The sequence below is a fragment of the Mangrovimonas sp. TPBH4 genome (genome assembly GCF_001280505.1).
Lineage (GTDB): Bacteria > Bacteroidota > Bacteroidia > Flavobacteriales > Flavobacteriaceae > Mangrovimonas_A.
Map to the genome: position 1 here is coordinate 77,477 of NZ_LBIO01000042.1, position 22,470 is coordinate 99,946.

Below are 22,470 nucleotides of genomic sequence, written 5' to 3' on the forward strand. Positions count from 1 at the left end.
CCTTTATTTTTTAACAAATGGTAATGTAATACTCTTAGATTTGTTTGAAATTCTGATGAAATACATACCGTTGCTGAAAGCAGCAGAGTTGATGGAAAGATCAGAATGATTGGAAATAGACTTCTTCAGGATTGATTGTCCCAAAATGTTGAAAATTTCATAGGATTCTGGTAAATTATTTGAATCTTCTAAGGAAATGTTCAATTGGTTACTTGTAGGGTTTGGAAATAGGGAAATATTGGTTGTGCTAAAGTAGTCATCTGTGCCAAGTGTAAATGTCGAGATTTTTGTTTCTTCAGAATAACCAAATTCCCCGCCACTAACGATCACGGTATCGTCATCAGCTGTTAACTCGTAGGAGCCAAAACCATAATCACAACAAAGGCCATCTCCTGCAAAATCGGTGATTAAAAATGTGTAACATTCTTCAGGCACTACATCAAAATCGTAGTTAAAAGTGGCTGAATTGTTAGTGTAGTTTCCACCAGAGTATAATAAGGTGCCTTCACTATCTCTAAATTCCCAATCTGTTTCGTAGCTATAATTGTCAGTAACCAAGGTTAAATGAATTTGTGTGGTCGAGGAAAAGGATGCTGAATTCACAAAGGTATAGGAGCTTGTGTTATTGCATTCTCTTAGGTCGTTGGTATTGTTTACATCTGTAATCGATACGTCAAAAGTATGCTCTCCAGGTCCCGTTGCTGTAAGTGTTGGTAGGGTGATGTCCTCAAATTCACCGTAATCAAGGGCGCCGGACCAAGCATATGTGTTTGAAAGTGCTTGGTTTAATCCGTATTCTACTTCAAGAGAACTTAGAACTAAATCTCCATAATTGGTTATCCTAACAGAGGCACTGGTTTCTCCAGAGCATGCGTTCGAATCTAGATTTTTAATTTCTATTGAGGCATCGATATCCACTGAAGCTAATGAGCTGCAAGCATCGGAGCTAGTCGTGTTTGGTCTGTTAGCGGAGTTTTCCAAGGTTGCCAAAATTCGAGCTTTTTGATCGTTGGTAAATACATTCATGCAGGCATCGTTGGTATAATCCATATAATTTTCAACCATGTCTGGGAATCCTGTGGGAACAGGGCAGGAATCTGCATTGGTAGGACAACCATAATTTTCCTCAGCAATAGCAGGAGTGTCATCACAAAAATCTCCATCAGAACAACCACCTTCAAACGTGTGATAAAGTCCAAGGTAATGGCCAACTTCATGCGTCATGGTTCTCCCTAAATTAAAGGCCCCAGTGATGGTTACTCCATCCGCATCATTGCTCCCAAAATAATTATAACCAGAAACTACGCCATCTGTATTGGCCGGCCCTCCTGGAAATTGTGCATAACCCAATAAACCATTGTTGCCAAAATTTACGGACCACATGTTCATGTATTGAGAAGGATCCCAGATAGTTGTTGGTTTTAGAATTGCATCAATGTCATCAGGGTCAGCCCATTCGGTACTAATGGTTGACATATCTATCCGATCTATTCCAGTGGTAATACAGCCATCTGGAGTTCTGGATGCTAAACAAAATTCTATTTCAACGTCAGCTCCGTCGGGATTCGTATTATATCCATTGGTACCTATCATTCTTCTGTAATCTTCATTCAAAACTTGGATTTGGGAGAGTACTTGGGCGTCTGAAATATTAGCTCCAGTACCAATGGGTTCTCCGTTATGAATAACATGTACTACTACGGGGATAGTATATTGTAAAGAGCGTTGTGCGGTGCTATTATTCAGACGATTTTTGATTACTTTAATTTTTGGAGACATTTTGGCTTCATAAGCTTTACTACCCATCATTTTAGGGTTTTTTATTAAAAGCTGTTGATTATGATCATCTGTTCCGCAGGTGCGAATTTCAGTTACTTCATTGTTTTGGGCCTTTATTGCAAGAGAGCATACCATGCAGGCGGAAAGAAGTAGGTTAAAAGTAGTTTTTTTCATGTTGTGTAATGTTATGTTTTATGCCTACAAAATATAAAATATTGATGATAAATGCATTAAAGTAGTGGAGCTATTGTAGTCGTATATTACGAACTTGAGAATTTGGGCTTTAAGGATTTCTTAATCTGACTTTAGGTTAGATAAGGGGTGAAGGTTATTTTTCGCAAAAAATAAATGAAAATGAGAATGTTAAAATCAGAATGACAAAGTCTGTAAATTTTTTGGTTCTGAGATTATATGATATATTCGCAGGAATTCCTAAAAATTGATTAATAATGAAGTTAAATTACACGAATTTTTTTATTCTTTTAGTATTTGCTTTAGGGACTTTTACAATGCATTCTCAATCAAGAAAAGCATATTGGTCTAAAGCAGATACTAAGGGCTTGGTAACAGCCAAAAAATTAGATAGGGCTTCCCAACCTAATACATTTGAAGTATTTACTTTAGATATCCAACAGTTTAATGCAGCTCTAGAAAATGCTCCTTTGCGTGGTAGTATTTCAGGAAAGTCCAATACAATAATAGAGTTCCCGACAGCGAAAGGAGAGTTTCAGTCATTTAGAGTTTTGGAGTCTCCAATAATGGATTCTGAACTAGCTGCAAAATACCCCATGATAAAAACCTATAAGGCTTTCGGTATTGATGACCCTACAGCGTCTATGCGCTTTAGTGTTACTCAATTTGGATTGCATGCTATGATACTTTCAGGAAAGCAAGGGACCTTATATATTGATCCATATACTTCAGACTATAAAACTTATATGGTCTTTGAGAAAAAGGATTTGGGAGCAAACACTCAGAATTTTGAATGTTTACAGGATGAAGGTTTGTCATTAAATTCTATTGAAGGAGACTTATCTTCTCAAAGGACTGCAGCTGATGACGAAAAATTGAGAACCTATCGACTGGCTCTATCTTGTACTGGGGAATACGGTGCTTTGTTTGCAGGTTCAGGTGATATTGCTTCGCAAAAGGCAAATGTTCAAGCGCAAATGGTTATAACCATGAATAGGGTCAATGAAATTTATGAACGAGATTTGGCTATTACCTTAGAGTTTATTGCCAATAATGATGAGGTTATTTATTTGAGTTCTGCTACGGATCCTTGGACCAATGAATACAATTTTAAAACTGCGCAAACACTGGATAATGTTATTGGTGTTGCCAATTATGATATAGGGCATAATTTCAATACTTCAGGTGGGGGCAATGCAGGATGTATTGGTTGCGTGTGTGCCTCAACGTCTCAATATAATTTTCATAAAGGGAGAGGTTTTACCGGAAGTTCAAATCCAGTAGGAGATGCTTTTTACATCGATTATGTAGCTCATGAGATGGGGCATCAGTTTGGTGCGTATCATACCCAATCCAGTGTTCAGTGTTTTAGTGGGAATGGAGAGAGTGAAGTAGAGCCAGGTAGTGGAAGTTCAATTATGGGATATGCAGGAATCTGTTACCCCAATGTGCAGAACAATAGTGATGCTCATTTTAATTATATAAGTGTTTTACAAATAACGAATAATGTTAAAACAGGGGTAAGTAGCGGTTGTGCTGAAGAACTGGATTTAGTAAATCAGGCTCCGGTTGCTAATGCTGGGAGCGATTATACCATACCAGCTAGTACGGCGTTTGTGTTAACTGGTTCTGCAACGGATGAAGATGGAACTGAAACTCTTACTTATAACTGGTCTCAGAATGATCCTTCACCTACTGGTAAGTATTCCTCTCCTATGACTACTTGGACTACAGGGCCACTGTATCGTTCGTTATTACCTACCGATTCACCCCAACGTTATTTACCAAAATTTGAAGATGTTTTAAATGGGAATTTGACACCTACATGGGAGGTGACGCCATCGGTTTCTAGAGATTTGAACTTTGCATTTTTGGTGAGGGATAATGGTAGTGGTGTTGGCAATGGCATTGGGCAAACGGATGCTGATTTAATGACAGTGACTGTTAATGCCGATGCGGGGCCGTTTGTGGTAACTTCCCAGGATGAGGAAGGTATTGTATGGAATAATGGCGAAACAGAAACTATTACATGGGATGTTGCAGGGACAACAGCCAATAATATCAACACCTCTCATGTCAACATATTGTTGTCTGTAAATGGAGGAGAAAGTTTCGACGTAGTTTTGGCTGAAAATACGCCAAATGATGGTGAGGAAAATATCATTGTTCCCAATATGCCTGCTCCTTATTGCAGAATTATGATACAGCCAGTTGGAAATATATATTATGCCGTAAACTCGTCTGTATTTTCATTAGATTATGAGGTGGCCTGTGTGCAGTATGGCTCTGGTGACTTAAATTTGTCGATTCCAGATGGAGTTGGTGCTAATGCAGAAGGAGAAACCTTAATAAGCTCTATTAATGTAGGGGAGTCGGCAACAATTAATTCGGTAACCGTATATACTGATATTTCTCATAGTTGGGTGGGAGATCTTCTTGTTGAATTAAGACACCCAGATGGAGAAACGACATCTACTCTTTATAATAGAAATTGCAATGGAGGGCAAGACGATTTGGATGTTCTTTTTGATGATAATGGTAATGCAATTTCTTGTGATAATCCTGTGAGCGGGACATTTGTGCCAGAATCATCTTTAAGTGTATTCTCTGGTTTAGATACAGAAGGAGATTGGGAGTTGTCAATATCAGATTATTATAGCTCAGATCAAGGGACTTTGAATTCTTGGTATGTTGATATTTGTACGGTTACCCCATTGTCTTTGAGTACCGATGAATTCTCGGCCAACGAATTTACTATTTTCCCTAACCCTAATAAGGGAGAGTTTACCATTAAGTTGAATTCACAATCGGGGAATGATATAAAGGTGGATGTCTACGATGTAAGGGGACGACTGATTTACCAAAGGTCATTTACAAATTCATCAGATTTTAGTGAGACTATTGGATTGAATAATGTGCAATCTGGAATGTATTTGGTAATTGTAAATGATGGCGAGCGCAGCGCTACCAAAAAGATTATCGTGGAATAATTTTAAGAAGAAACATTCAAATAAAAAAGGAGCGACATTTGTCGCTCCTTTTTTATTTTCCGTTGAAGGTGTTCATGGTGATATTAACACCGGCCAACCCGAATGAGTTGATCACTTCTATTGATTTTGTTAGACGCTCGGGAAGCTTTTCGGTTTCTTCGGGAGTCCATTCTCCCAAAACATAATCCACCTGCCGGCCTTTGGTGAAGGCGTCGCTAATACCAAATCTGAAACGATTGTATTTAGTGGTTTGCAATTTGTCCTGTATGTCTTTTAATCCATTGTGTCCACCGTCGCTGCCTTTGGTTTTTAGGCGAAGGGTGCCAAATGGAAGGTTTAAATCATCCGTGATGACCAATAGATTTTCCAAAGGAATCTTTTCCTTTGTGAGCCAATACTGAACCGCTTTTCCACTTAGGTTCATAAAAGTGTTTGGTTTTAGGAGAATGAACTGTCTTCCCTTTAATTTGTAGGTGGCAATATCTCCTAATTTTTGGGTCTCAAAAGTAAGGGATTCCTTTTCTGCTAAATAATCCAATATCTTGAAGCCGATATTGTGCCGGGTTTCGGTGTATTTATCGCCGATGTTTCCGAGGCCTGCAATTAGAAATTTTTTCATGGGGTGAATGTCTTTGTCTTCAACCGAAGTGTTTTTTCTAAAGAAATTAAACAGCTTACACATGCCTGAATGTTTGTGTAAAAATAAAAAAGCATCCCACAAAAGGGGATGCTTTTTGAATATAAGATTTTAAATCTATTCTTGAGCTTCTGCTGCTGGTGTTTCAGCTGCATCGTCTTCTTCTTCATCCTCGTCGGATACATTCATTGCGGCTCTAGAACGTCTTACTTGACAAACTACAGTGTTGTCTGGGTGTAAGAACTTGTAAGCTTCATTTTCCAAAGCTGTAATGTAAAGCTTACTACCAATTCTTAAAGGCGTGATGTCTGCCTCGATGAAATCTGGTAAGTTAGCAGGAAGCGCCTTAACTCTTAGTTTACGCTTGTTCTTACGCAATACACCACCGTTCAATACCCCTCTAGAAGTACCGATAACGTGTACCGGGATGTCCATAGTAATTTCTTTGTCCTCGAATAACTGATAGAAATCGATGTGAAGGATTTTATCGGTTACAGGGTGAAATTGGATATCCTGCATTACGGCGTTGTAAGTGTCGCCATTTTCCAAAGCAATCACAACTGTATGCGCATCAGGCGTATAAACCAGTTTAGAGAATGCTAATTCAGGTGCTGAGAAATGAACTGGCTTGTCTCCTCCGTATAATACGCAAGGAACCTGTCCAGCATTACGTAGGGCTTTCGTTGCTTTTTTGCCCACGCTTTCTCTTTGAGATCCATTGATTGTAATTGATTTCATTTGTTGTTTATATTAAATTAAAAATTTATTACTGATAGATTTATTGTAGTGCACGTTGTGCATTACATCGGCAAACAATTCGGCGCAGGTCAATACGCGAATTTTGCTGCTCTCTTGTTTTAAAGGAATGGAGTCTGTAACGATCAATTCCTCCAATTTTGAATTTTCCAAACGCTCATAAGCACTTCCGGAAAGGATTGGGTGGGTACAAATAGCGCGAACACTTAAAGCGCCTCTTTCCATCATCAAATCGGCTGCTTTGGTCAAGGTTCCGGCGGTGTCCACCATATCATCTACCAATACCACATTCTTGCCAGTAACATCACCAATCAATTCCATATGAGAAATCAGGTTGGCTTTGGCGCGCTGCTTGTAACAGATTACCACATCACTACTCAAAGCTTTGGAATAGGCATACGCTCTTTTAGAACCTCCCATGTCCGGAGACGCAATAGTTAGGTTGTCCAGGTTTAAGCTTTCCAAATACGGTAAAAAGATGGTAGAAGCAAACAGGTGGTCTACAGGTTTTTCGAAGAACCCTTGAATTTGATCTGCGTGCAAATCCATGGTGATGATACGGGTTGCCCCAGCAGCTTCCAACATTTTAGCGACTAATTTTGCTGCAATCGGCACTCTAGGCTTATCTTTTCGGTCCTGTCTGGCCCATCCAAAATAAGGCAATACCGCTGTAATGTGTCTTGCGGAAGCACGTTTGGCGGCGTCGATCATTAATAACATTTCCATTAAGTTTTGTGGTCCAGGGTGTGTAGATCCTATAATGAAAATGCGAGTTCCTCTAATAGACTCCTCATAAGAAGGCTGAAACTCTCCGTCGCTATATGTTGAGGTAATCACGTTACCCAATTTGACACCAAAATTCTCTGCTATTTTTTCGGCAAGTTCCCTGCTTTGTGTGCAGGTAAAAATTTTGGCTTCCGTTGCTACATTAGGCATTGGTAAATGTTTGTTTTGTAACGAATTAAAATTCGGTTTGTTAAATGAGGTGCAAATTTAGGAATTTATTTTAAGTCTAAAAGAATAAAAGTTCTAAATTTTTCTTGCGAGAACGAAAATAATTTATAATTTTGCAATCCGATTTCAAGCCTTGGTGGCGGAATTGGTAGACGCGCTGGATTCAAAATCCAGTTTCTTCGGAAGTGTGGGTTCGATTCCCACCCAAGGTACAAAGACCCGGTTAATCCTAGATTGATCGGGTTTTGTGTTTTTATAGGCTGTCTTCTCTTTTTACTAAACCGATTTACAGTTCATACTTCAATAACCGTAGGGCATTCAATACAACAACTAAGGTGGAGCCTTCATGGCCTATAACGGCAGGTCCTAGATCTACCATACCCAGTATTGTTAATGGTACAAGAATCGCAACCATTCCCAAACTGATGATCAGGTTCTGTTTGATAATTCTTTTCGCTTTTCGGCTAAGTCCAATGGCAAAAGGGAGGTTATTCAATTTATCTGCCATTAAAGCGATATCGGCAGTTTCCAAAGCCACATCCGAACCGGCTGCGCCCATTGCGATTCCTACCGTGCTTTTGGCCATGGCAGGAGCGTCGTTAACGCCGTCCCCCACCATAGCGACGCTGCCTTTTTCTTCTTGTATCAATTGTTCAATTGCAGTTACCTTGTCTTCAGGAAGCAGGCTGCCCAAAGGATCGGTAATACCAATGTTTTTGGCAATGGCATCCGCCACCTTTTGATGGTCTCCTGTTAACATGACCATTCGTTTAATGCCAAGTTCCTTTAAGGCTGAAAGTGTCGCTATGGCTTCTGGGCGGGCGACGTCCATGACAGAAATGATCCCTAAATAGTCTTTGTCTTGATAAACAATCATAGCTGTATGTCCCTCCGATTCGAGTTTTGACATGTTTTTGTCAATTTCAGATGGGATTTCTTTACCTGTGATTTCTGTTAGGAGCCGCCGATTTCCTAGATATACAACTGACCCTTCCCAAGTGGCTTTGATACCTCTTGCTACCAAGGCTTCTAAATTTTCGGCTTCGGAAATTGGAAGGGTACCCAATTCTTTTTTTCCGCCTTCTACTATGGCTGCTGCCAATGGATGATCGCTCAATGCCTCTACTGCAATGGCGGCTTTCAATAGGTGTTCCTTAGTCGTTTTTCCGTAAGGAATGGCGTTGGTTAGTTTAGGTTTGCCTTCCGTGAGCGTTCCCGTTTTGTCAAAGGCAATGGCGCTTAGTGCGCCTAGGTCTTCCAATGGTCGCCCACCTTTAATCAAAACACCTTGCCGGGCTGCTCTTGCTATTCCAGCCAAAACTGCACTTGGTGTAGAGATTGCTAGGGCACATGGTGAGGCGGCAATTAAAACCGACATGGCCCTATAAAAGCTTTGTTGAAAGGTTTCGTTAATGACTAAAAAGGCAAGCAATAGTAAAACTACCAGAATCAAAACTATGGGTACATAAAACTTTTCAAACTTGTCTGTTAAATGTTGTGTAGGGGATTTTTGAGTTTCGGCTTCTTTTACCAAAGTGATCAATCTGGATAGGGTACTGTCTTTTGCCAGTTTTAAAACTTTCACTTCCAAAACACCACTACCATTTATGGTGCCTGCAAATACGCGATTTTCAGGGGCTAACTTATTGACGTCATTTTCACTTTTCCACTGCAGGCTGGGGCGTTTGTCAATAGGCAGGCTTTCTCCTGTAATTGGCGCTTGGTTGACGGCGCTTGTGCCTTTTGTTATTACACCGTCGGCTGCAATTTTGGTGTTGGGCTTGACTAAGATAATATCTCCAATCATTAATTGCTCGATTCTTACTTCTAGCACATCATTATCTCGTTTGACCAAAGCTACGGGAGGTGTTAAATCGGAGAGGGCTTGAATGGATTTTCTAGCTTTCTTCATGGCGTAGTGTTCCAAGGCATGACCCAAACTGAACAAAAATAGGAGCAGCGCCCCTTCTCCCCACTTCCCCAAAGCCGCCGCGCCTATGGCTGCAAATAGCATGAGGAAATCTATTTCAAACTGTCCTTTCAATAAATCTCTTCCCGCTGTGATAAAGGTGAAAAATCCTCCCCAAAAGCAGCTGATTACAAAAAGGGTAGTGGCTACACCTTGGGCAGTATTATAGATTAGGGAAATGGCCAATCCAAATAGCCAGAGTACTCCACTGATTATGGCAAAATACAGCTCTGTGTTTTCCCCAAAAAACAGGAGTTTTGATGAAATTTCGTGATGCCCAGTCGATTTATTTTTTGGGTGGTTATTATGTATCTGGCCGATTTTGAATCCCAGTTTTTCTATGGATTGGATGATCGTGGATGGATTGGTATGGTTGTTTTTGTTGTCCCATTCCAATTGGACCATTCCTGAAGCTGAAACAGAAACAAAATTGACGTCAATTTTGTTTCTTAAAATTTCCTCAATTCTTCGGGCCTTTCTAGCATGTCTAATTTCTTTTATTTCAATATGTAGCTTTGGCATAATTAAAATATCAATGCTGTTGGGTCGTTTTTTTTGCGGAGGTAGAGAGTTGTCTGTATAACTGTTAGTTATAGGATTAAATATACTTCAATTTTGGTTTAGAGTGATTATATATTGTTGGTAACAGTGTTTTTATCTTTTCTGTGATTTTCAAACATTTCGATTGCACCTTTCAAAAATCCAAACATTCCCAAACCTAACACGATAATACCAACGGATAACTCTTTTAAAATACCATTACCCAATTTAAAATATCCAATTAATCCTAAACACAATAAAAACAGAATAGTGGAACCTATAAAAACAATGGCAATTTTTCCTTTTTTGGGATTTTCCCAAATTTTTCTCGAAATCTTATTTTGTATCCTCGTAGTATCTTGTAAGGAGGAAAAACTTGTTCCGAGTCCCATAAAAATTAAACCTGTGTTTAAATTTTCGAAGATTACATTGGGATTTTCTTTTAATGTTTCCATTCCCAATAGATAAGGTGTCAACACATAGTACAATGCCATCAGCATCAAAGGATATTGTAAATAACTTATGTAATGAAATATTTTTCTGAAATCCATTAATTCAGTTTTGTTTACGTTGTTGCTATCGGTCCGTTAACAGACAATTCTCCTATTATATAGTGTTGGAATTCCTAGCGGATTAGGTTGTAGCCAAATCATTTGTAATTGTGACAATATATGGTTACAGTCTGTTTTTTAATTCCACATTTTTTCAAACAATTTTGGGCAAATGGCCTTCATTGATTCTGGTTGCTCTTCTTCCCAATTAAATTCGAATTGAGGATAATTTTCTTCATTAAATTTAAAGTCATCCCCTATGAAGTCATACAGTTCCTTTCCAGTTTTATTTTCAAATGCTGTTAGCGCCACATACCAGAAGCTTTCGAAGTCGTACAAATCTTCTCCCTCAATAAATTCTGAAATCAAGCTGTCAGGGTTGTCTTTTGCTTTATAATAGGTTTCTTTTCCTCTAGAAATTACCCAATTTCTAAAATACTCAAACCCATCGTCAGAACATCCCCCGTTCATTATATATCCTGCACACCACATTTCGGAATTATAGGTGTCATAAAGTAATTTGTCGGTTCTCAATCTGAAACCAATCATTTGTTTTGGTGTCAATTTTTCAATTTCTGTTATTAAAACCCTCTCTTGGTCATCTTGATTTTTTGTGTTATTGACTGATTTTTCTACAATATCCCAGAAGATTGTTTCGTCCAACATTTCACTGGTTTTCTCTATTTCTTGATGCGATGTTTTTGGATGTTCTTTTTTACTTGGATCGTTTTTTCCGAAGAGCTTGTCGAATATTCCCATTTGATTTTTTGTGTTAGTTTTTTGATTACAACTTAATGTTAGTAATGGTTTTTATTAATTATTTTTTATCTCAGTGAATTAATGAAGGTCAAAAACTTCATTCTCATTTTACATTCAGAATAAAACTTGCAAGTTTCCTTTTAGGTTTGCCTATCTCCTTTTCAAATTTTCAGGTATGGTCAAATTCTTCAATTTTACCAATAAACTCAAAGTTTTCCGATTTTTCTATTGAACGAGAAATTGAAAAAGGTTTGGAGATCCAATTGTTTTCCAACAAGTGTTTTTTTATTTCTATATCAAGCTCTTTTTCTGCTTTAAACCTTGGATAGACAAAATCTTTCAGTTTGGCAAAATAGAGATTTAGTTTTCGTTTATAGGCTGACTTGGTAAATACAAAAACTTGATTTTGTGTCTGACTGTACTTAATATCCTCTCGTAAAACAACTTTAACTCTCCAATGGACAGGTCTATATTCTTTATAACATACTAGATTTCCAATCACTGTTTCTAACGTTCCACCAAATCCATTTTTTATGTAATGTCTTATTTCTGCAATAATGACATTTTCATTTCTTTCTTTCCACAAAAACAGATATTTGTCTAGTAGTATCGTGTATTTCATAAATTATATCCAATGGGCTTGGTAATGATTTTGTTAATATGAAACTATGTAGGTGTTTGAAGTAGGAATCGAGCCAAATTAAAGGTAGCGATATTTAGTTTAACATTTATCGAGCAATGAATTAAAGTCATTTCTGTCTTGTCAGTTTTTCGCCACTTTAACGGTTTCAGACATGTTATCGTCATTAAAAATTTGAATTATATACATTCCATTTTCTAAACTTTCTAAATTCAACCGTTCTATGCCGTTACTATTTATTTGAGTTTTATGAAATACCAAATTTCCATTCATGTCAATGATTTTTAGGGCAGTATTTGTTGAATTTTTAGGTGAATTATATTTAATTGTCAGTTCGTTTTCAAATGGATTTGGATATGTTTTTGCTATGATAAGCTCTTCCTTTTTCCTTTTGTAAACTATAAAACTTCCAAGGCCTAGCAATAATATCGTAAGGCCTCCAAAAATAAAACGGTTTCTTTTAGATGATATCCGTTCCTCCTCCTTTTCCTTTAAGTAAGAAATAACTTCCTCTGGCAGAGAATAGATAGAAGAATTTTCGGAAAATTCAAGCGTATCATTTACAAATGAAAATTGAATGAGCCTTTCTTCTTCTAGATAGTCTAGAGTATTGGAAGTATAGTCAACTTGATAAATGGACTTTATTTGTTCCTTAATGTTTAGATATATATCTTTTAGTTTTTTAGGGTCGTTAGTGTAATAGTAAAGTCCATCTGTTTTTTGAGATACTTGCTCTAGGAGAGTGCTATTGACATTGCCCAATCCAATGGTGTAGATTGCAATCTCTTTGTCATTTGCAAAATCAATAACTTCCTGTGATGTGTGTGTTGATTCATTGTCTTGACCATCTGTAAGGGCTACAATAACAGATTTACTTGATCCTTTAGAAAGGTTTTCAATAGTTAAGAATAAAGCATCATAGAATGAAGTTCTACCATTAGGTGAAACTTCTTCTACAAATAATTTAATTCCAGATACGTCATTGGTTAGCGGGTATATTTTATCAACTGTTGTTGAGAAGCCTACAAATGAAATTGAATCGTTTGATGGTTTGGTTTCATCTAAAAAACCTAGAACTCCTTCTTTAGCATAGTCAATTGCCATAACATAGTCTTCAGGCATTGGTAAGCCAGAAAAATAGTAATCCTGCATCGTTTCTAAGTCTTGTGGCATTTGAGCCGGATTATCAACCATAGAACCAGAATGGTCGAATACTAATCCAATATTAATGGGTTTGTCCTTAGAGATGTTTAACAATTGAATTACGTCACAATCTTTGTGGTTTTCTGTGACTTGTATTTCAGATTTGTCTAAAGTCCATAATGGTTTACCAAATTTATTTTTAGCTTGAAACACTACGGAAACATTAGGGAATGAATCAGGATAAACCTTGATAATTGATAAATCAAAAGCGTTTTCCGACTTGATTTCTGTTTGGATTTCTTCAGTTTGCCCAAAACAAGTCAGGGTTTTTATGAATAGGATGACTATTGTTAGATGTCTCATTTCTTTAATTACAGCCACAATAAAGTTAAACACTAAGAGTGTAGCATCTTATATCGGCCTAGTTGGTTAATTTATTAAAGATAGAAATTTGTGGTAAAAATTGTATGAAAAAACTGTATTTAATAAGGTGGGACATTTCGATGCTGTTGCTCAAAGGACTTAAACTATCATCCCGGCATTAATGCACTGGCTTACCAATTCTACAGTGTTGCTGGCGCCAGACTTTAAAGCGATGTTCCGTCTGTGTGTTTTTACGGTTTCGGCTGATATGTGTAGCAAATTGGCGATGGTTTTGGTACTTTCCCCTTTGGCCAAATGCTGAATAATTTCTTTTTCGCGCTTGGTGATGGTTTCGAACCAGTCCTTTTTTTCGTCAATGGAGTTGTTTGGGCAAAAGCATCCTGTATGGCTGCTAATATTGTAATAGGACTTTTCGCCATCCAAATGAATGAACGAAACCTCATTTGTCGATTTTACTTTTAAGTGGCTAATATCAGTATGGATACTAATGATGTGTTTGGGCAGTATTTCTTCACTAAGTGCAATTATTGAGGTTTGTACCATCATCGTTTTTAACTGCTTACAATCGTCAAACCTGTTGTAGGTGAAAATTATTTTATAGGAAAGAATGTCGTTTTTGGGTAGGAACCGAAAGAAAAAATCCTGGATCACCTTTTCTTTTTTTAGAATTTTTTGGAATTCTTCAGGTTGTACCTTGGCGAGCATTTTTTCCATGGTGACTTCCTCGGCAGGGATGCCCAAAATTTTTTCAACACTTGGCGAAATGTACTCTATTGTTAGGGTTTTAAGGTTGAGGATGTAGTAATAACTGGCCCCGGGAGAAAAAATATTAGCAATTTTAATAAGCTCTTCCGAGTTTTTAAAAGTCTCGGCATGGCCTATGTTTTTGGTATAATTTTCCTTCCAAAAGTCTATAATGGTGGCTGGTTGGTGGTTGGTGTCCATTTCAATTGTTTTAGCTTATTGGGAGATTATAAATTATTGAGATATGCTAGTTGTGACAATTATTATAGATGAAGCGCTGTTTTGTCCGATAAAAGGCTAGTTTGGTCTTTGTTTTGAATACAGAAAGTATCTTAAAGTGGTTGAATTGTAGTTGGTTTGGAGGCGGATTTTTGAGGCTTCTACTCAATATCTCTATGCTAAATATACCATTTGTGAATAAAAATGATAATTTTCGGTTCTTTAGGTTTGTTTTGTGTTGGTATTCAGGTGTTTGTGGTTGTTATTTTTTTGTTTTTTCAGAATAATGCGATAACTTCGTTAATCTAATTTTTGATAACTAAAAAATTACTAACTATGAGAAAGATAATCTTGATAGGAATGCTTTTGTTTGGTTTTCAAACTTTTGCCCAAACGGCAGAAATGGAAGCTTTTAAGGATGTATTTAATGCTGAAAAGAAAACAGCTCTTGGCGAATTCATGGATTTGGAGACTTCGCAAAGTGCTAAGTTCTGGGAAATCTATAATGATTACACCGAAGAACGTAAGGATTTGGCCAACAGACGTATTGAGCTGTTGAAAAAGTATGCTTACCAATATGGAACCTTTACGGACGAACAGGCGTCTGAAATAGTTAAGGAAACATTTTCCATCAGGGACCAAAGTGATAAAACCCTCTGGAAATATTATAAAAAATATGAAAAGGAATTTGGGGCCAAAACTGCCGCAAAATTTGTCCAGTTTGAACTGTACGTGCAAACCTCCATCGACAACGAGCTGCAAACGGCAATGCCTTTGATAGACGCAAATTAAGCCTAATAACTACTACTAAAGAACCACCTAAATCAGGTGGTTCACTGTTTTATGGTTTTAGCTACGGTTAGACTTCTTTTTCTTTTTTTGTTTCCCCCACCAAATTATAAAACCAGTCACGGATAGTGAGGTCGCTATTGCGCCGGTGAGGAATGTTATCAATTTCCCAATTTGGCCCCACCATTGCCCCATATGTAATTGCCACATCGCATTTTCAGTCTTTTCGTGAAGCACACTTTTTTGTGGCAACTGAAGTTTTTCTCCTGTGTAACGGTCGCAAACAGTGTAGTCGGCATTTTCAATACTTTTTAATCCCGGAGTACCCGAACCAAAGGTTAGGGCTCCCATTTTGTCCAATTCATAGACCCAAATGTTTACGGCCTGCTTGTTGGGGTAATCTTCATTTAGGGTTTTGTAGGCTAGTTTTACCATATCTTGGGAAACACAAGTACTGTCTGCCGGTGGTATTTGATCACGTAATCCAATCTTGTCGCCTCCCGAAATTTTAATGGTTAAATCCATTAAAGGATGAAAGAATATTAGGAGTCCCGTTAGACTTAAAATGATACAGAAAGGTAAAGAGTAAAATCCTAATACATTGTGCAAGTCATAGTTTAAACGCTTAAACTTGGCATTCCATTTTATTTGGAAACTGGCCTTACGCGTGGCTTTTGTCCATTTTTTTGGCCACCATAAAATCAAGCCTGTTATGGAACCTATTAAAAATATAATGGTGGATATAATCACGATCCAAGACCCTACTGGACCAGCCAACAATTGGGCGTGTAAATGGGCGGTAATGTAAAAGAAGTAGATAGTGTGGTCTTCCTTAAGAACTTTACCGGAATAGGGATTCATATAAATCATGAATAGGTCTTTTGTTTTCATATTGAAAACGCGAAGACGAATACTGCGTTGGGGGTCTTTATAAAAAACAATTTCTGAGATGTGATAATCTGGGTTGATATCCTTGATGATATCATACATCTCCTTTTGTGTTATCTTTTGTGTTTCGGCTTTTACATAAAGAGCGTCTCCCGCGCTCAACTCTAAAATCTCATCGCAGTACACAATAATGGTTCCTGTTAAGCATACAAACAGCACAATGATACCAGCGACAAGGCTTGGCCATAGATGAATCCAAGCGACTACTTTTTGAAATGTATTTTTCCCTTTCTTTTTCCCCATGATCTTTCAGCTTAAAAAGGGACGAAATACACTTCGTCCCTAAAGATAATTATTAACTAGAAATTAGAATTTGTAGGCCAGACTTATAACGGTATTACGTGTTTTTTGCGGCTGTACATACGATCCCATGTTAGACCAATATTCTTCATCGGTAATATTGTTGAATTTTACACCAATTCTATAGCTAGGCTTGTCGTAAAAGATGCTGGCATTTAAAATGGTGTACCCTGGACATAGAATTGTATTGGCATCATTTACATAGGATTCACTAACGTAATTGGTTCCAAATCCAAATCCTAAGCCATTTGCCGGGCCTTCAGCTATTTTATAGCTGGTCCATAAGTTGAATACGTTTTCTGGAGCAGCATAGGGGGTGTTTCCAATAATGGCTTCATCGCCTTCTTCAAAAGCACTGCTGTTATTAGCGTAACCAGCCACAATATTCCAACCTCTCAATGGGTTTGCGATGATTTCTACCTCAAAACCTTTGCTGCTTTTCTTGCCGTCCTGTACCTGGGTGTAAACGCTGCCATCAAGGACATAGCGAACGGCATCCTTTACGGTTATGTCGTAGTAGCTAAGTATAGTGCTTAATTTTCCTTTGAAAAGTTCTGCTTTTACACCACCCTCTATTTGGGAGGCATACTCGGGGTTCAGAGTAACTATTTCTCCAGAAGATAGGTCTGGGGCAACATTTTTAAAGCCGTTCATATAGTTTCCAAAAATGGATAATTTGTCTTTTACTATTTGGTAAACTGCTCCAAATTTAGGAGCTAAGTAGGACTGCGAATAATCGCTGGCAATATCATTGTAATTGTCTAATCTTAAACTGGCCATTACCGAAAGCTTGTCGGTTATTTCCAAAACGTCGGAAGCGTAGATGTTGAAACTATGTTGGTCTCTTGTGCCTACACGAAAGGCTTCCGTTTCTCCCAATGTGTTTTCGTAAAGGTTGATGTTGAAATCTGGCGTTGGATTGTCTGGGCCTACCGTGTCATACACAAACTGAGTTCTTCTATAAGGTGTTTTTAGGTCGTAGTAATCCAATCCAACTACCAATTTGTTGTTCATTTTGCCAATGGAAAATTCACCTATAAAGTTTTGCTGAATTTCTATGACGCTGAATTGGCTTTCAATGTTCATAATACGTCTATTGGCAGTACTATCATCTGCAAAATCTAAAAACAAGTAGTTAGTGCTGTTGTCCACATTACTTGATGACAAGGTGGTTTTGGAGGTCCAGTTGTTTGAGATTTTGTAATCGGCGTTGGCAAATACATTGTACGATCTAATATCGTTGTTCAAATAATCGCTACCGTAGGAATGTTCAAAGTTATAGTTCAAATCGTCCAATGAAGCAATTCCAGATCTGCTTGGGTTGAAGTATGTACTAGGGGCTTTGGTGCGGTAAAGTTCAGCCTCCAGGTTTAAGGTTAGGCGGTCATTGGCTTTGTAGGTTAGCGATGGTGCCGCAAACCAATTTCGTGATAAACCGGCATCTTGAAAACTATGTTCTGAGTGTTTGGCGGCATTCAGTCTAAAAAGTACCGTTTCTTCCTTGTTTAAAGGTGTGTTTATGTCTACGGTGAGACGAGCCAGATTGAAACTTCCTGTAGAAAACCCAACAGAGCCGCCAAAGCTTTCATAGGGCTTTTTGGTTACAAGGTTGATAACACCCCCATAGGAGGACACAATGCTGGTTCCGAATAGTGTTCCGGAAGGGCCTTTAATCACTTCAATTCGGTCTACATTTGCTTGGTCTGTTGAGGTTCTAAACGCGGTGCCAATACCATTTCTTGTGGCAATATCGGCACTAAAACCTCTAAGGTAAAGATTTACCCCAACACCTCCAGAGCCTATACCTTGCATGACATTGCTGATTCCTGGTGAATTTTGTAAGGTACTTTGGATGTCGGTAACCTGTAACTCTTCCAAGAGCTCTCCCGTAATTACCGAATACACTTGTGGATTTTCGAGGTTTTTTAAAGGCAGACGTGCTACATAATCGGTTTGTTTCTGGTCGAATTTGTTTTTTCTTTTCACTTCTAGCACCACCTCATTCAGTTGCTCTTCGGTTAAATTCAGAATGATGTTGGCAACGTTGGTGGTTTGCCCTTCTTTTATTTCAACTTCAATAGATTTGGTTTCCAAACCTAAAAGTGAAAAGGTCAAGGTATGCTTGCCGGCACTAATGCTATTTAATTTATAGTAGCCATTCTCATCAGAAATGCCTCCTTTGTTTGTGTTTTCAACCACAACGTTGACAAATGCGGCAACCTTATTGTCATTAGTAAAAATTTGTCCTTCTACATTTCCGTTGTTTTGAGCAAAGGCATATTGCAAACTGCATAAAAGCAAGAGCAGGGCTGCTTTCAGACTAAAAATTGAATTTGGGCTTTTGGTGTTCACGTTGATTTTATTTAGATTAATTATAAATAATATTGTAATTTTGGGCAAAAATAGTGCAGGGGATAGGCTTGGTTTTAACGCAAAAGGATTTTTAAATAACGCAAAAGGAAGAAATGAAATCAATTTTAGTAAGCTCCATAAATAAGAACAAGGTTATCGTCAAGGAGTTTGAAGAAGATTTTAAATGTTGTGATTATAGAGAGCGAAGAAAAGTAATTGAAAACGAAGCCCAAAATGGAACCTTAACCGAGATGCGTTTGGACGGGGTAAGCATTATTGCTCTGGATTTGTCTACAACAGAGTATTCCATGGCGGTGCAACATGATTTTCCCTTGTTCAAACTGCAGTTTGAAATAGAAGGGAGTAGTTTGTATACACCTTCAAATCCATTGTCATTAAAAGTGGCCATTCCTGGAGGCCACTACAATCTGTTCTATCTTCCAGAAGTAAATGGAGAATTGCAATACAAGACCAACTACAGGAAGACTTTGGAAATTGTTTTTACCGAAAACTATATCAAGAAAATTATAGGTAAGGATTTCAAAGCGGTTTTTCTGAAATTGGGAAAGGCCATTACAGAGAAAGTACCCTTTCTTTTATGGGAAACTAGTAAGCCCATTACCCCAGAATTGCAGATCTATGTTCAGGATATATTGCATTGCAAGTATTGCAAAAGTTTGAAGAAACCCTATTTAGAGGCCAAAGTAAACGAGCTGCTAATTTATTTGTTGGCAAACACCAATGAAGATAATTTTGTGGAAGCACAGTTTAAGGTGCCTAAAGATGATTATCAGCATTTAATGGAAGTTGAAAATTATATCAGGCATAATCTGGACAAGCAACTTACCATTCCCGAACTGGCTTTAATTGCGGGCATGAATACCTCAAAATTAAAGCACAGTTTTAAGGCTGTTTTCGACACTACCATTTTTAAATATATTACCCAACTCCGAATGGAGAAGGCTAAGGCACTTATTGTTCATGATGGGTTTACGGTAAGTGAAGCCGCTTTTAGCGTAGGGTATAAGCATCCTCAACATTTTACGGCGGCCTTCAAGAAAATTTATGGTTGCTTGCCAAGTAGTATGGTCTAAAATAACCTGTTCTAGGTTTTACCAAATTTTTGTTTGATAGCATGTTCTACCTTAATGAGAATCCCTATTACTGAACCAATCAATGAGGTCATGCCCAATGCAGTTGCTGTTTTATGTGAGGGGGTGAAGACAAATCCCAATAGACTGAATATAATAAGGAAGGCCCCTGCAATCATTAATATTTTGGCAGCATATACTTGTGCGAAATCCCAACGTTCCTGGTTTTTCATGGAGCGGCCTGTTCTATAGCCATAAATACCGTTGATGGTTTTGGGAGGAAACTTAAGCATGATCAGGCCAACCAAGATAAAAATGGCTCCTGAGCTGGCCGGAATTAAAAATAAGGGATTGTCTATTGGCATAGGAAGCTATTTTGCCTAAGATACAATTTTTTCAAAAAGTAAGTAATGCCTTTACTTTAAAAAGGCGCTTCGCAAATGATGGTCATGACCTCTTTGGAAACAGGGTGCGTAAACGTTAAACGTTCGGCATGAAGGTGTAATCTATCGGTTTTGGTGCCATATAAATCATCGCCTACTATTGGAATTTGCAGCCCTTTGCTGTGCGCTGCATGGACCCGTAGTTGGTGGGTGCGTCCTGTAATTGGGTAGAAGTGAATGCGGGTTTTCCCGTTTTCTACAGATACTACTTCATACTGCGTTTTGGCGGGTTTTCCGTGGTCATAGCACACCAATTGCTGAGGCCTGTTGTCCAAATCAACCCGTAAGGGGAGGTCGATGGTGCCTTCGGTGGTTGCTAATTCGCCGTCTAAAAGGGCCACATAGCGTTTTTTTACGGTACGTTGTATAAACTGTCTTTGAAGCAATTTGTGGGTGCGCTCGTTTTTAGCTACCAATAGTAAGCCAGACGTAGACATATCTAAACGATGTACTAGCAGCGGACCTTTTGCTTTTGGGAGGTATTGTTTCATTTTTGTCAATACCGATTCGTTTTGGGTCTTTCCTGGTACCGACAAAAATTCGTGTGGCTTGTTCACCAATAAAAGATGCTCGTCTTCGAATACAATGTCCAATTCTTTGTCGTAGGTTATGGATTGCTCTATGGGGTTGTCTTCCACGATTAAGCCTTGCATCATATGTCCCAAAATGGGTTCGCACTTGCTGCGGCAAGAAGGATAGAACTGTTTGTGTTTGCGTACTTCCGATTTTGGCGAGGCACCCCACCAAAATTCTGCCATGGCAATAGGTTGCAATTGGTTTTGATAGGCATATTGAAACAGTTTTGGAGCGGCACATTCTCCCGATCCTGCTGGGGGAACAGGGGATGATGTATCTTTAAAAATGTCCAATAAATCTTTTGAAAGGCCTTCGGCATTTAAAAAACGATACTGTTCATGAAGTCGCTTTTGTAGATAAGCCGATTGTGATGCGCGCTGTTCTTTTAGCTCGATTATGGGCGCTGTGACTTTGGCTAAGTTTAGTTCGGCATCTTTTATGGCGGTTTCCCAATGTTGTTTTAGTTGTTTTAGCTGAATTTGGTATCCGATGCTTTCTGTTTTTAATCTTTCAAAAAGAGCTTGAAATTCACTGTCGCTTAAAACTTCTTTGGCTTCATCCCGTTGTTTATTGCGTTCTATCTTTTTGGCCTTCATCATGATCTTAAACGCTGCAAGCTCCCTTTCTGCGTTTCTTTTACTATCAGCTAGCTGTTCTTTGGCCATTAGTAATTCGTTGGCACTTTCAAGGGTTTCAATGGTTCTGTTGAGTTCATTAAGCTGGGCTTCTCCTTTTTTGTAAAAACCTTCTTTGTTTAAGGTGTCATATACGGTTGGGACAAAGCCTTTAAGGTGATTACTTTCAGCCAATTTTCCGGAAAAGGCCGCTAGATAAGCCAATTCGTTCTGTTGGTTTTTTACGACCATCACTCCAAACATTTTTCCAATAACCAAGCCTTGCATTTCTGGAGCTAAACCAAAATTATGCTCAAAATCGGTTTGGTTTTCCAAATAGGTTTGCAAATCCTGTGCTGCCTGAATGCATAATGGATGGGGTTGGTAGTAAAATGGAAATGTGAATTTTTCCGGTAAGTCTACTCCCGAATCCGCCTTTAAGGGATGTATCAATGTGTCGCCAAAATGTTGCATAGCTTCTGAAAAAGTGCCGCAAAGAAACGAAATAATAATGAATGTTAGCTTTGTCGTTAAGGGAGGCTAAGGCTTGCAAGTGTGATTTTTAGGGTGCCAAGTAGTTTCCGGAGTGGATCTGTTCTAGGTGCTCTGTGTCTAAATTGTAAATATACACCCAGGATAGCAGTGTGCTGCCATCTTCTAAATAAGTGTTAACTTTTATACGTTTGTAGAGATCAGGTTCTGTGGAATGAGGATCTATGCCTTCGTAACTATCCAAAACTTCAAAAACACGAATGGTATTGCTAAGCTGGTAAATGCTTCCGTAGACTTTATCTTTGGAATCGTCACTTAAAATAGCTCCTGGATAATTTTCGACCTTAAACAGTTTACCGTAAAAATAACCATCGCCTATCCATTGCGAATATTCAAGTAAAAAGCAAGACATCTCGTGACCAGTATCTTTCAATAAAGTGCCGTACACAAATAAATAGGTTGTTTCCATAGAAGTCATGGTAGAAGGTTGTTATCAATAATTAAAAGTATAAAAAATAGCCCTTAGGCCCGTGTGTTTTTCTGTTTAAAAACTGTAACCTAGGTCACGCCATAAAACTGAGGTTTTCTTAACTTTGTTGTTTAAGTAA

At 38.3% G+C, this 22,470-nt stretch carries 18 protein-coding genes and 1 tRNA gene; 4 read left to right on the plus strand and 15 right to left on the minus strand.

The genetic code is table 11. The annotated features are described in order from the left end of the window. Positions 1 to 3 precede the first annotated feature (3 nt). Positions 4 to 1,953 (minus strand): M43 family zinc metalloprotease, encoded by a 1,950-nt coding sequence (locus ZA05_RS06080; RefSeq protein ID WP_053990795.1) that lies wholly within the window; start codon positions 1,951 to 1,953, stop codon positions 4 to 6. A gap of 275 nt (positions 1,954 to 2,228) precedes the next feature. Between ZA05_RS06080 and ZA05_RS06085 the strand changes: the two genes are divergently transcribed. Next, positions 2,229 to 4,961: a reprolysin-like metallopeptidase gene (locus tag ZA05_RS06085; protein ID WP_082333699.1), complete on the plus strand. Its 2,733-nt coding sequence runs from the start codon at positions 2,229 to 2,231 to the stop codon at positions 4,959 to 4,961. A 52-nt stretch (positions 4,962 to 5,013) separates the two neighbouring features. Here the strand turns inward: ZA05_RS06085 and pth are convergent, their stop codons facing one another. The 3 genes from pth to ZA05_RS06100 form a co-directional block, all read right to left on the minus strand. Further along, positions 5,014 to 5,580, minus strand: coding sequence for an aminoacyl-tRNA hydrolase (gene pth / locus ZA05_RS06090; protein WP_231632455.1), 567 nt, complete (start codon positions 5,578 to 5,580; stop codon positions 5,014 to 5,016). A gap of 135 nt (positions 5,581 to 5,715) precedes the next feature. Further along, positions 5,716 to 6,336, minus strand: coding sequence for a 50S ribosomal protein L25/general stress protein Ctc (locus ZA05_RS06095; RefSeq protein ID WP_053990798.1), 621 nt, complete (start codon positions 6,334 to 6,336; stop codon positions 5,716 to 5,718). A 12-nt stretch (positions 6,337 to 6,348) separates the two neighbouring features. After that, complete coding sequence (locus ZA05_RS06100; protein WP_053990799.1) at positions 6,349 to 7,290, minus strand: ribose-phosphate pyrophosphokinase; 942 nt, start codon at positions 7,288 to 7,290, stop codon at positions 6,349 to 6,351. Positions 7,291 to 7,438: 148 nt separating this feature from the next. Between ZA05_RS06100 and ZA05_RS06105 the strand changes: the two genes are divergently transcribed. Further along, a tRNA-Leu gene (locus tag ZA05_RS06105) sits at positions 7,439 to 7,520 on the plus strand. A 74-nt stretch (positions 7,521 to 7,594) separates the two neighbouring features. Here ZA05_RS06105 and ZA05_RS06110 read toward each other — a convergent pair. From ZA05_RS06110 to ZA05_RS06135, 6 genes are all read right to left on the minus strand, one after another. Further along, the gene (locus ZA05_RS06110; RefSeq protein ID WP_053990800.1) at positions 7,595 to 9,799 is read right to left on the minus strand and encodes a heavy metal translocating P-type ATPase; all 2,205 of its coding nucleotides are present in this window, start codon (positions 9,797 to 9,799) and stop codon (positions 7,595 to 7,597) included. Positions 9,800 to 9,906: 107 nt separating this feature from the next. Then, positions 9,907 to 10,368, minus strand: coding sequence for a hypothetical protein (locus ZA05_RS06115; protein WP_053990801.1), 462 nt, complete (start codon positions 10,366 to 10,368; stop codon positions 9,907 to 9,909). A gap of 138 nt (positions 10,369 to 10,506) precedes the next feature. After that, the gene (locus tag ZA05_RS06120) at positions 10,507 to 11,127 is read right to left on the minus strand and encodes a DUF4240 domain-containing protein (RefSeq protein WP_053990802.1); all 621 of its coding nucleotides are present in this window, start codon (positions 11,125 to 11,127) and stop codon (positions 10,507 to 10,509) included. A 169-nt stretch (positions 11,128 to 11,296) separates the two neighbouring features. Further along, a complete protein-coding gene (locus ZA05_RS06125) occupies positions 11,297 to 11,749 on the minus strand; it encodes a hypothetical protein (protein ID WP_157514564.1) in 453 nt (150 codons plus the stop codon). Between the two features lie 141 nt (positions 11,750 to 11,890). Then, on the minus strand, positions 11,891 to 13,291 hold the full coding sequence (locus tag ZA05_RS06130; RefSeq protein ID WP_157514566.1) for a T9SS type A sorting domain-containing protein: 1,401 nt from the start codon (positions 13,289 to 13,291) through the stop codon (positions 11,891 to 11,893). Positions 13,292 to 13,432: 141 nt separating this feature from the next. Further along, complete coding sequence (locus tag ZA05_RS06135) at positions 13,433 to 14,239, minus strand: response regulator transcription factor (protein WP_053990805.1); 807 nt, start codon at positions 14,237 to 14,239, stop codon at positions 13,433 to 13,435. Positions 14,240 to 14,593: 354 nt separating this feature from the next. On the opposite strand from ZA05_RS06135, the gene ZA05_RS06140 reads away from it, so the two are divergent. Beyond that, positions 14,594 to 15,049: a hypothetical protein gene (locus tag ZA05_RS06140; protein WP_053990806.1), complete on the plus strand. Its 456-nt coding sequence runs from the start codon at positions 14,594 to 14,596 to the stop codon at positions 15,047 to 15,049. A 57-nt stretch (positions 15,050 to 15,106) separates the two neighbouring features. Here the strand turns inward: ZA05_RS06140 and ZA05_RS06145 are convergent, their stop codons facing one another. Together ZA05_RS06145 and ZA05_RS06150 are read right to left on the minus strand one after the other, a co-directional pair. After that, on the minus strand, positions 15,107 to 16,237 hold the full coding sequence (locus ZA05_RS06145; RefSeq protein ID WP_053990807.1) for a PepSY domain-containing protein: 1,131 nt from the start codon (positions 16,235 to 16,237) through the stop codon (positions 15,107 to 15,109). 63 nt (positions 16,238 to 16,300) lie between these two features. After that, positions 16,301 to 18,646 (minus strand): TonB-dependent receptor, encoded by a 2,346-nt coding sequence (locus ZA05_RS06150; RefSeq protein WP_197276054.1) that lies wholly within the window; start codon positions 18,644 to 18,646, stop codon positions 16,301 to 16,303. Between the two features lie 113 nt (positions 18,647 to 18,759). On the opposite strand from ZA05_RS06150, the gene ZA05_RS06155 reads away from it, so the two are divergent. Next, positions 18,760 to 19,740, plus strand: a complete 981-nt coding sequence (locus ZA05_RS06155) for an AraC family transcriptional regulator (RefSeq protein ID WP_053990809.1) — start codon at positions 18,760 to 18,762, stop codon at positions 19,738 to 19,740. 11 nt (positions 19,741 to 19,751) lie between these two features. On the opposite strand, the gene ZA05_RS06160 is transcribed toward ZA05_RS06155, so the two are convergent. The 3 genes from ZA05_RS06160 to ZA05_RS06170 all read right to left on the minus strand — a co-directional run bounded on the left by ZA05_RS06160 (position 19,752) and on the right by ZA05_RS06170 (position 22,340). After that, entirely contained in the window at positions 19,752 to 20,102 is a 351-nt protein-coding gene (locus ZA05_RS06160) for an SdpI family protein (protein ID WP_053990810.1), read from the minus strand. Between the two features lie 56 nt (positions 20,103 to 20,158). Next, positions 20,159 to 21,844 carry an RluA family pseudouridine synthase gene (locus ZA05_RS06165; protein WP_053990811.1) on the minus strand — a complete coding sequence of 562 codons (1,686 nt, stop codon included), beginning with the start codon at positions 21,842 to 21,844 and terminating at the stop codon, positions 20,159 to 20,161. 88 nt (positions 21,845 to 21,932) lie between these two features. After that, complete coding sequence (locus ZA05_RS06170; RefSeq protein ID WP_053990812.1) at positions 21,933 to 22,340, minus strand: gamma-glutamylcyclotransferase; 408 nt, start codon at positions 22,338 to 22,340, stop codon at positions 21,933 to 21,935. Between the last annotated feature and the right edge of the window lie 130 nt (positions 22,341 to 22,470).

Bases quoted from the DNA above. Each gene is read 5' to 3' on its own strand.
- ZA05_RS06080 (WP_053990795.1), bottom strand. From the start codon at position 1,953: ATGAAAAAAACTACTTTTAACCTACTTCTTTCCGCCTGCATGGTATGC.
- ZA05_RS06085 (WP_082333699.1), top strand. From the start codon at position 2,229: ATGAAGTTAAATTACACGAATTTTTTTATTCTTTTAGTATTTGCTTTA.
- pth (WP_231632455.1), bottom strand. From the start codon at position 5,580: ATGAAAAAATTTCTAATTGCAGGCCTCGGAAACATCGGCGATAAATAC.
- ZA05_RS06095 (WP_053990798.1), bottom strand. From the start codon at position 6,336: ATGAAATCAATTACAATCAATGGATCTCAAAGAGAAAGCGTGGGCAAA.
- ZA05_RS06100 (WP_053990799.1), bottom strand. From the start codon at position 7,290: ATGCCTAATGTAGCAACGGAAGCCAAAATTTTTACCTGCACACAAAGC.
- ZA05_RS06110 (WP_053990800.1), bottom strand. From the start codon at position 9,799: ATGCCAAAGCTACATATTGAAATAAAAGAAATTAGACATGCTAGAAAG.
- ZA05_RS06115 (WP_053990801.1), bottom strand. From the start codon at position 10,368: ATGGATTTCAGAAAAATATTTCATTACATAAGTTATTTACAATATCCT.
- ZA05_RS06120 (WP_053990802.1), bottom strand. From the start codon at position 11,127: ATGGGAATATTCGACAAGCTCTTCGGAAAAAACGATCCAAGTAAAAAA.
- ZA05_RS06125 (WP_157514564.1), bottom strand. From the start codon at position 11,749: ATGAAATACACGATACTACTAGACAAATATCTGTTTTTGTGGAAAGAA.
- ZA05_RS06135 (WP_053990805.1), bottom strand. From the start codon at position 14,239: ATGGACACCAACCACCAACCAGCCACCATTATAGACTTTTGGAAGGAA.
- ZA05_RS06140 (WP_053990806.1), top strand. From the start codon at position 14,594: ATGAGAAAGATAATCTTGATAGGAATGCTTTTGTTTGGTTTTCAAACT.
- ZA05_RS06145 (WP_053990807.1), bottom strand. From the start codon at position 16,237: ATGGGGAAAAAGAAAGGGAAAAATACATTTCAAAAAGTAGTCGCTTGG.
- ZA05_RS06155 (WP_053990809.1), top strand. From the start codon at position 18,760: ATGAAATCAATTTTAGTAAGCTCCATAAATAAGAACAAGGTTATCGTC.
- ZA05_RS06160 (WP_053990810.1), bottom strand. From the start codon at position 20,102: ATGCCAATAGACAATCCCTTATTTTTAATTCCGGCCAGCTCAGGAGCC.
- ZA05_RS06165 (WP_053990811.1), bottom strand. From the start codon at position 21,844: ATGCAACATTTTGGCGACACATTGATACATCCCTTAAAGGCGGATTCG.
- ZA05_RS06170 (WP_053990812.1), bottom strand. From the start codon at position 22,340: ATGACTTCTATGGAAACAACCTATTTATTTGTGTACGGCACTTTATTG.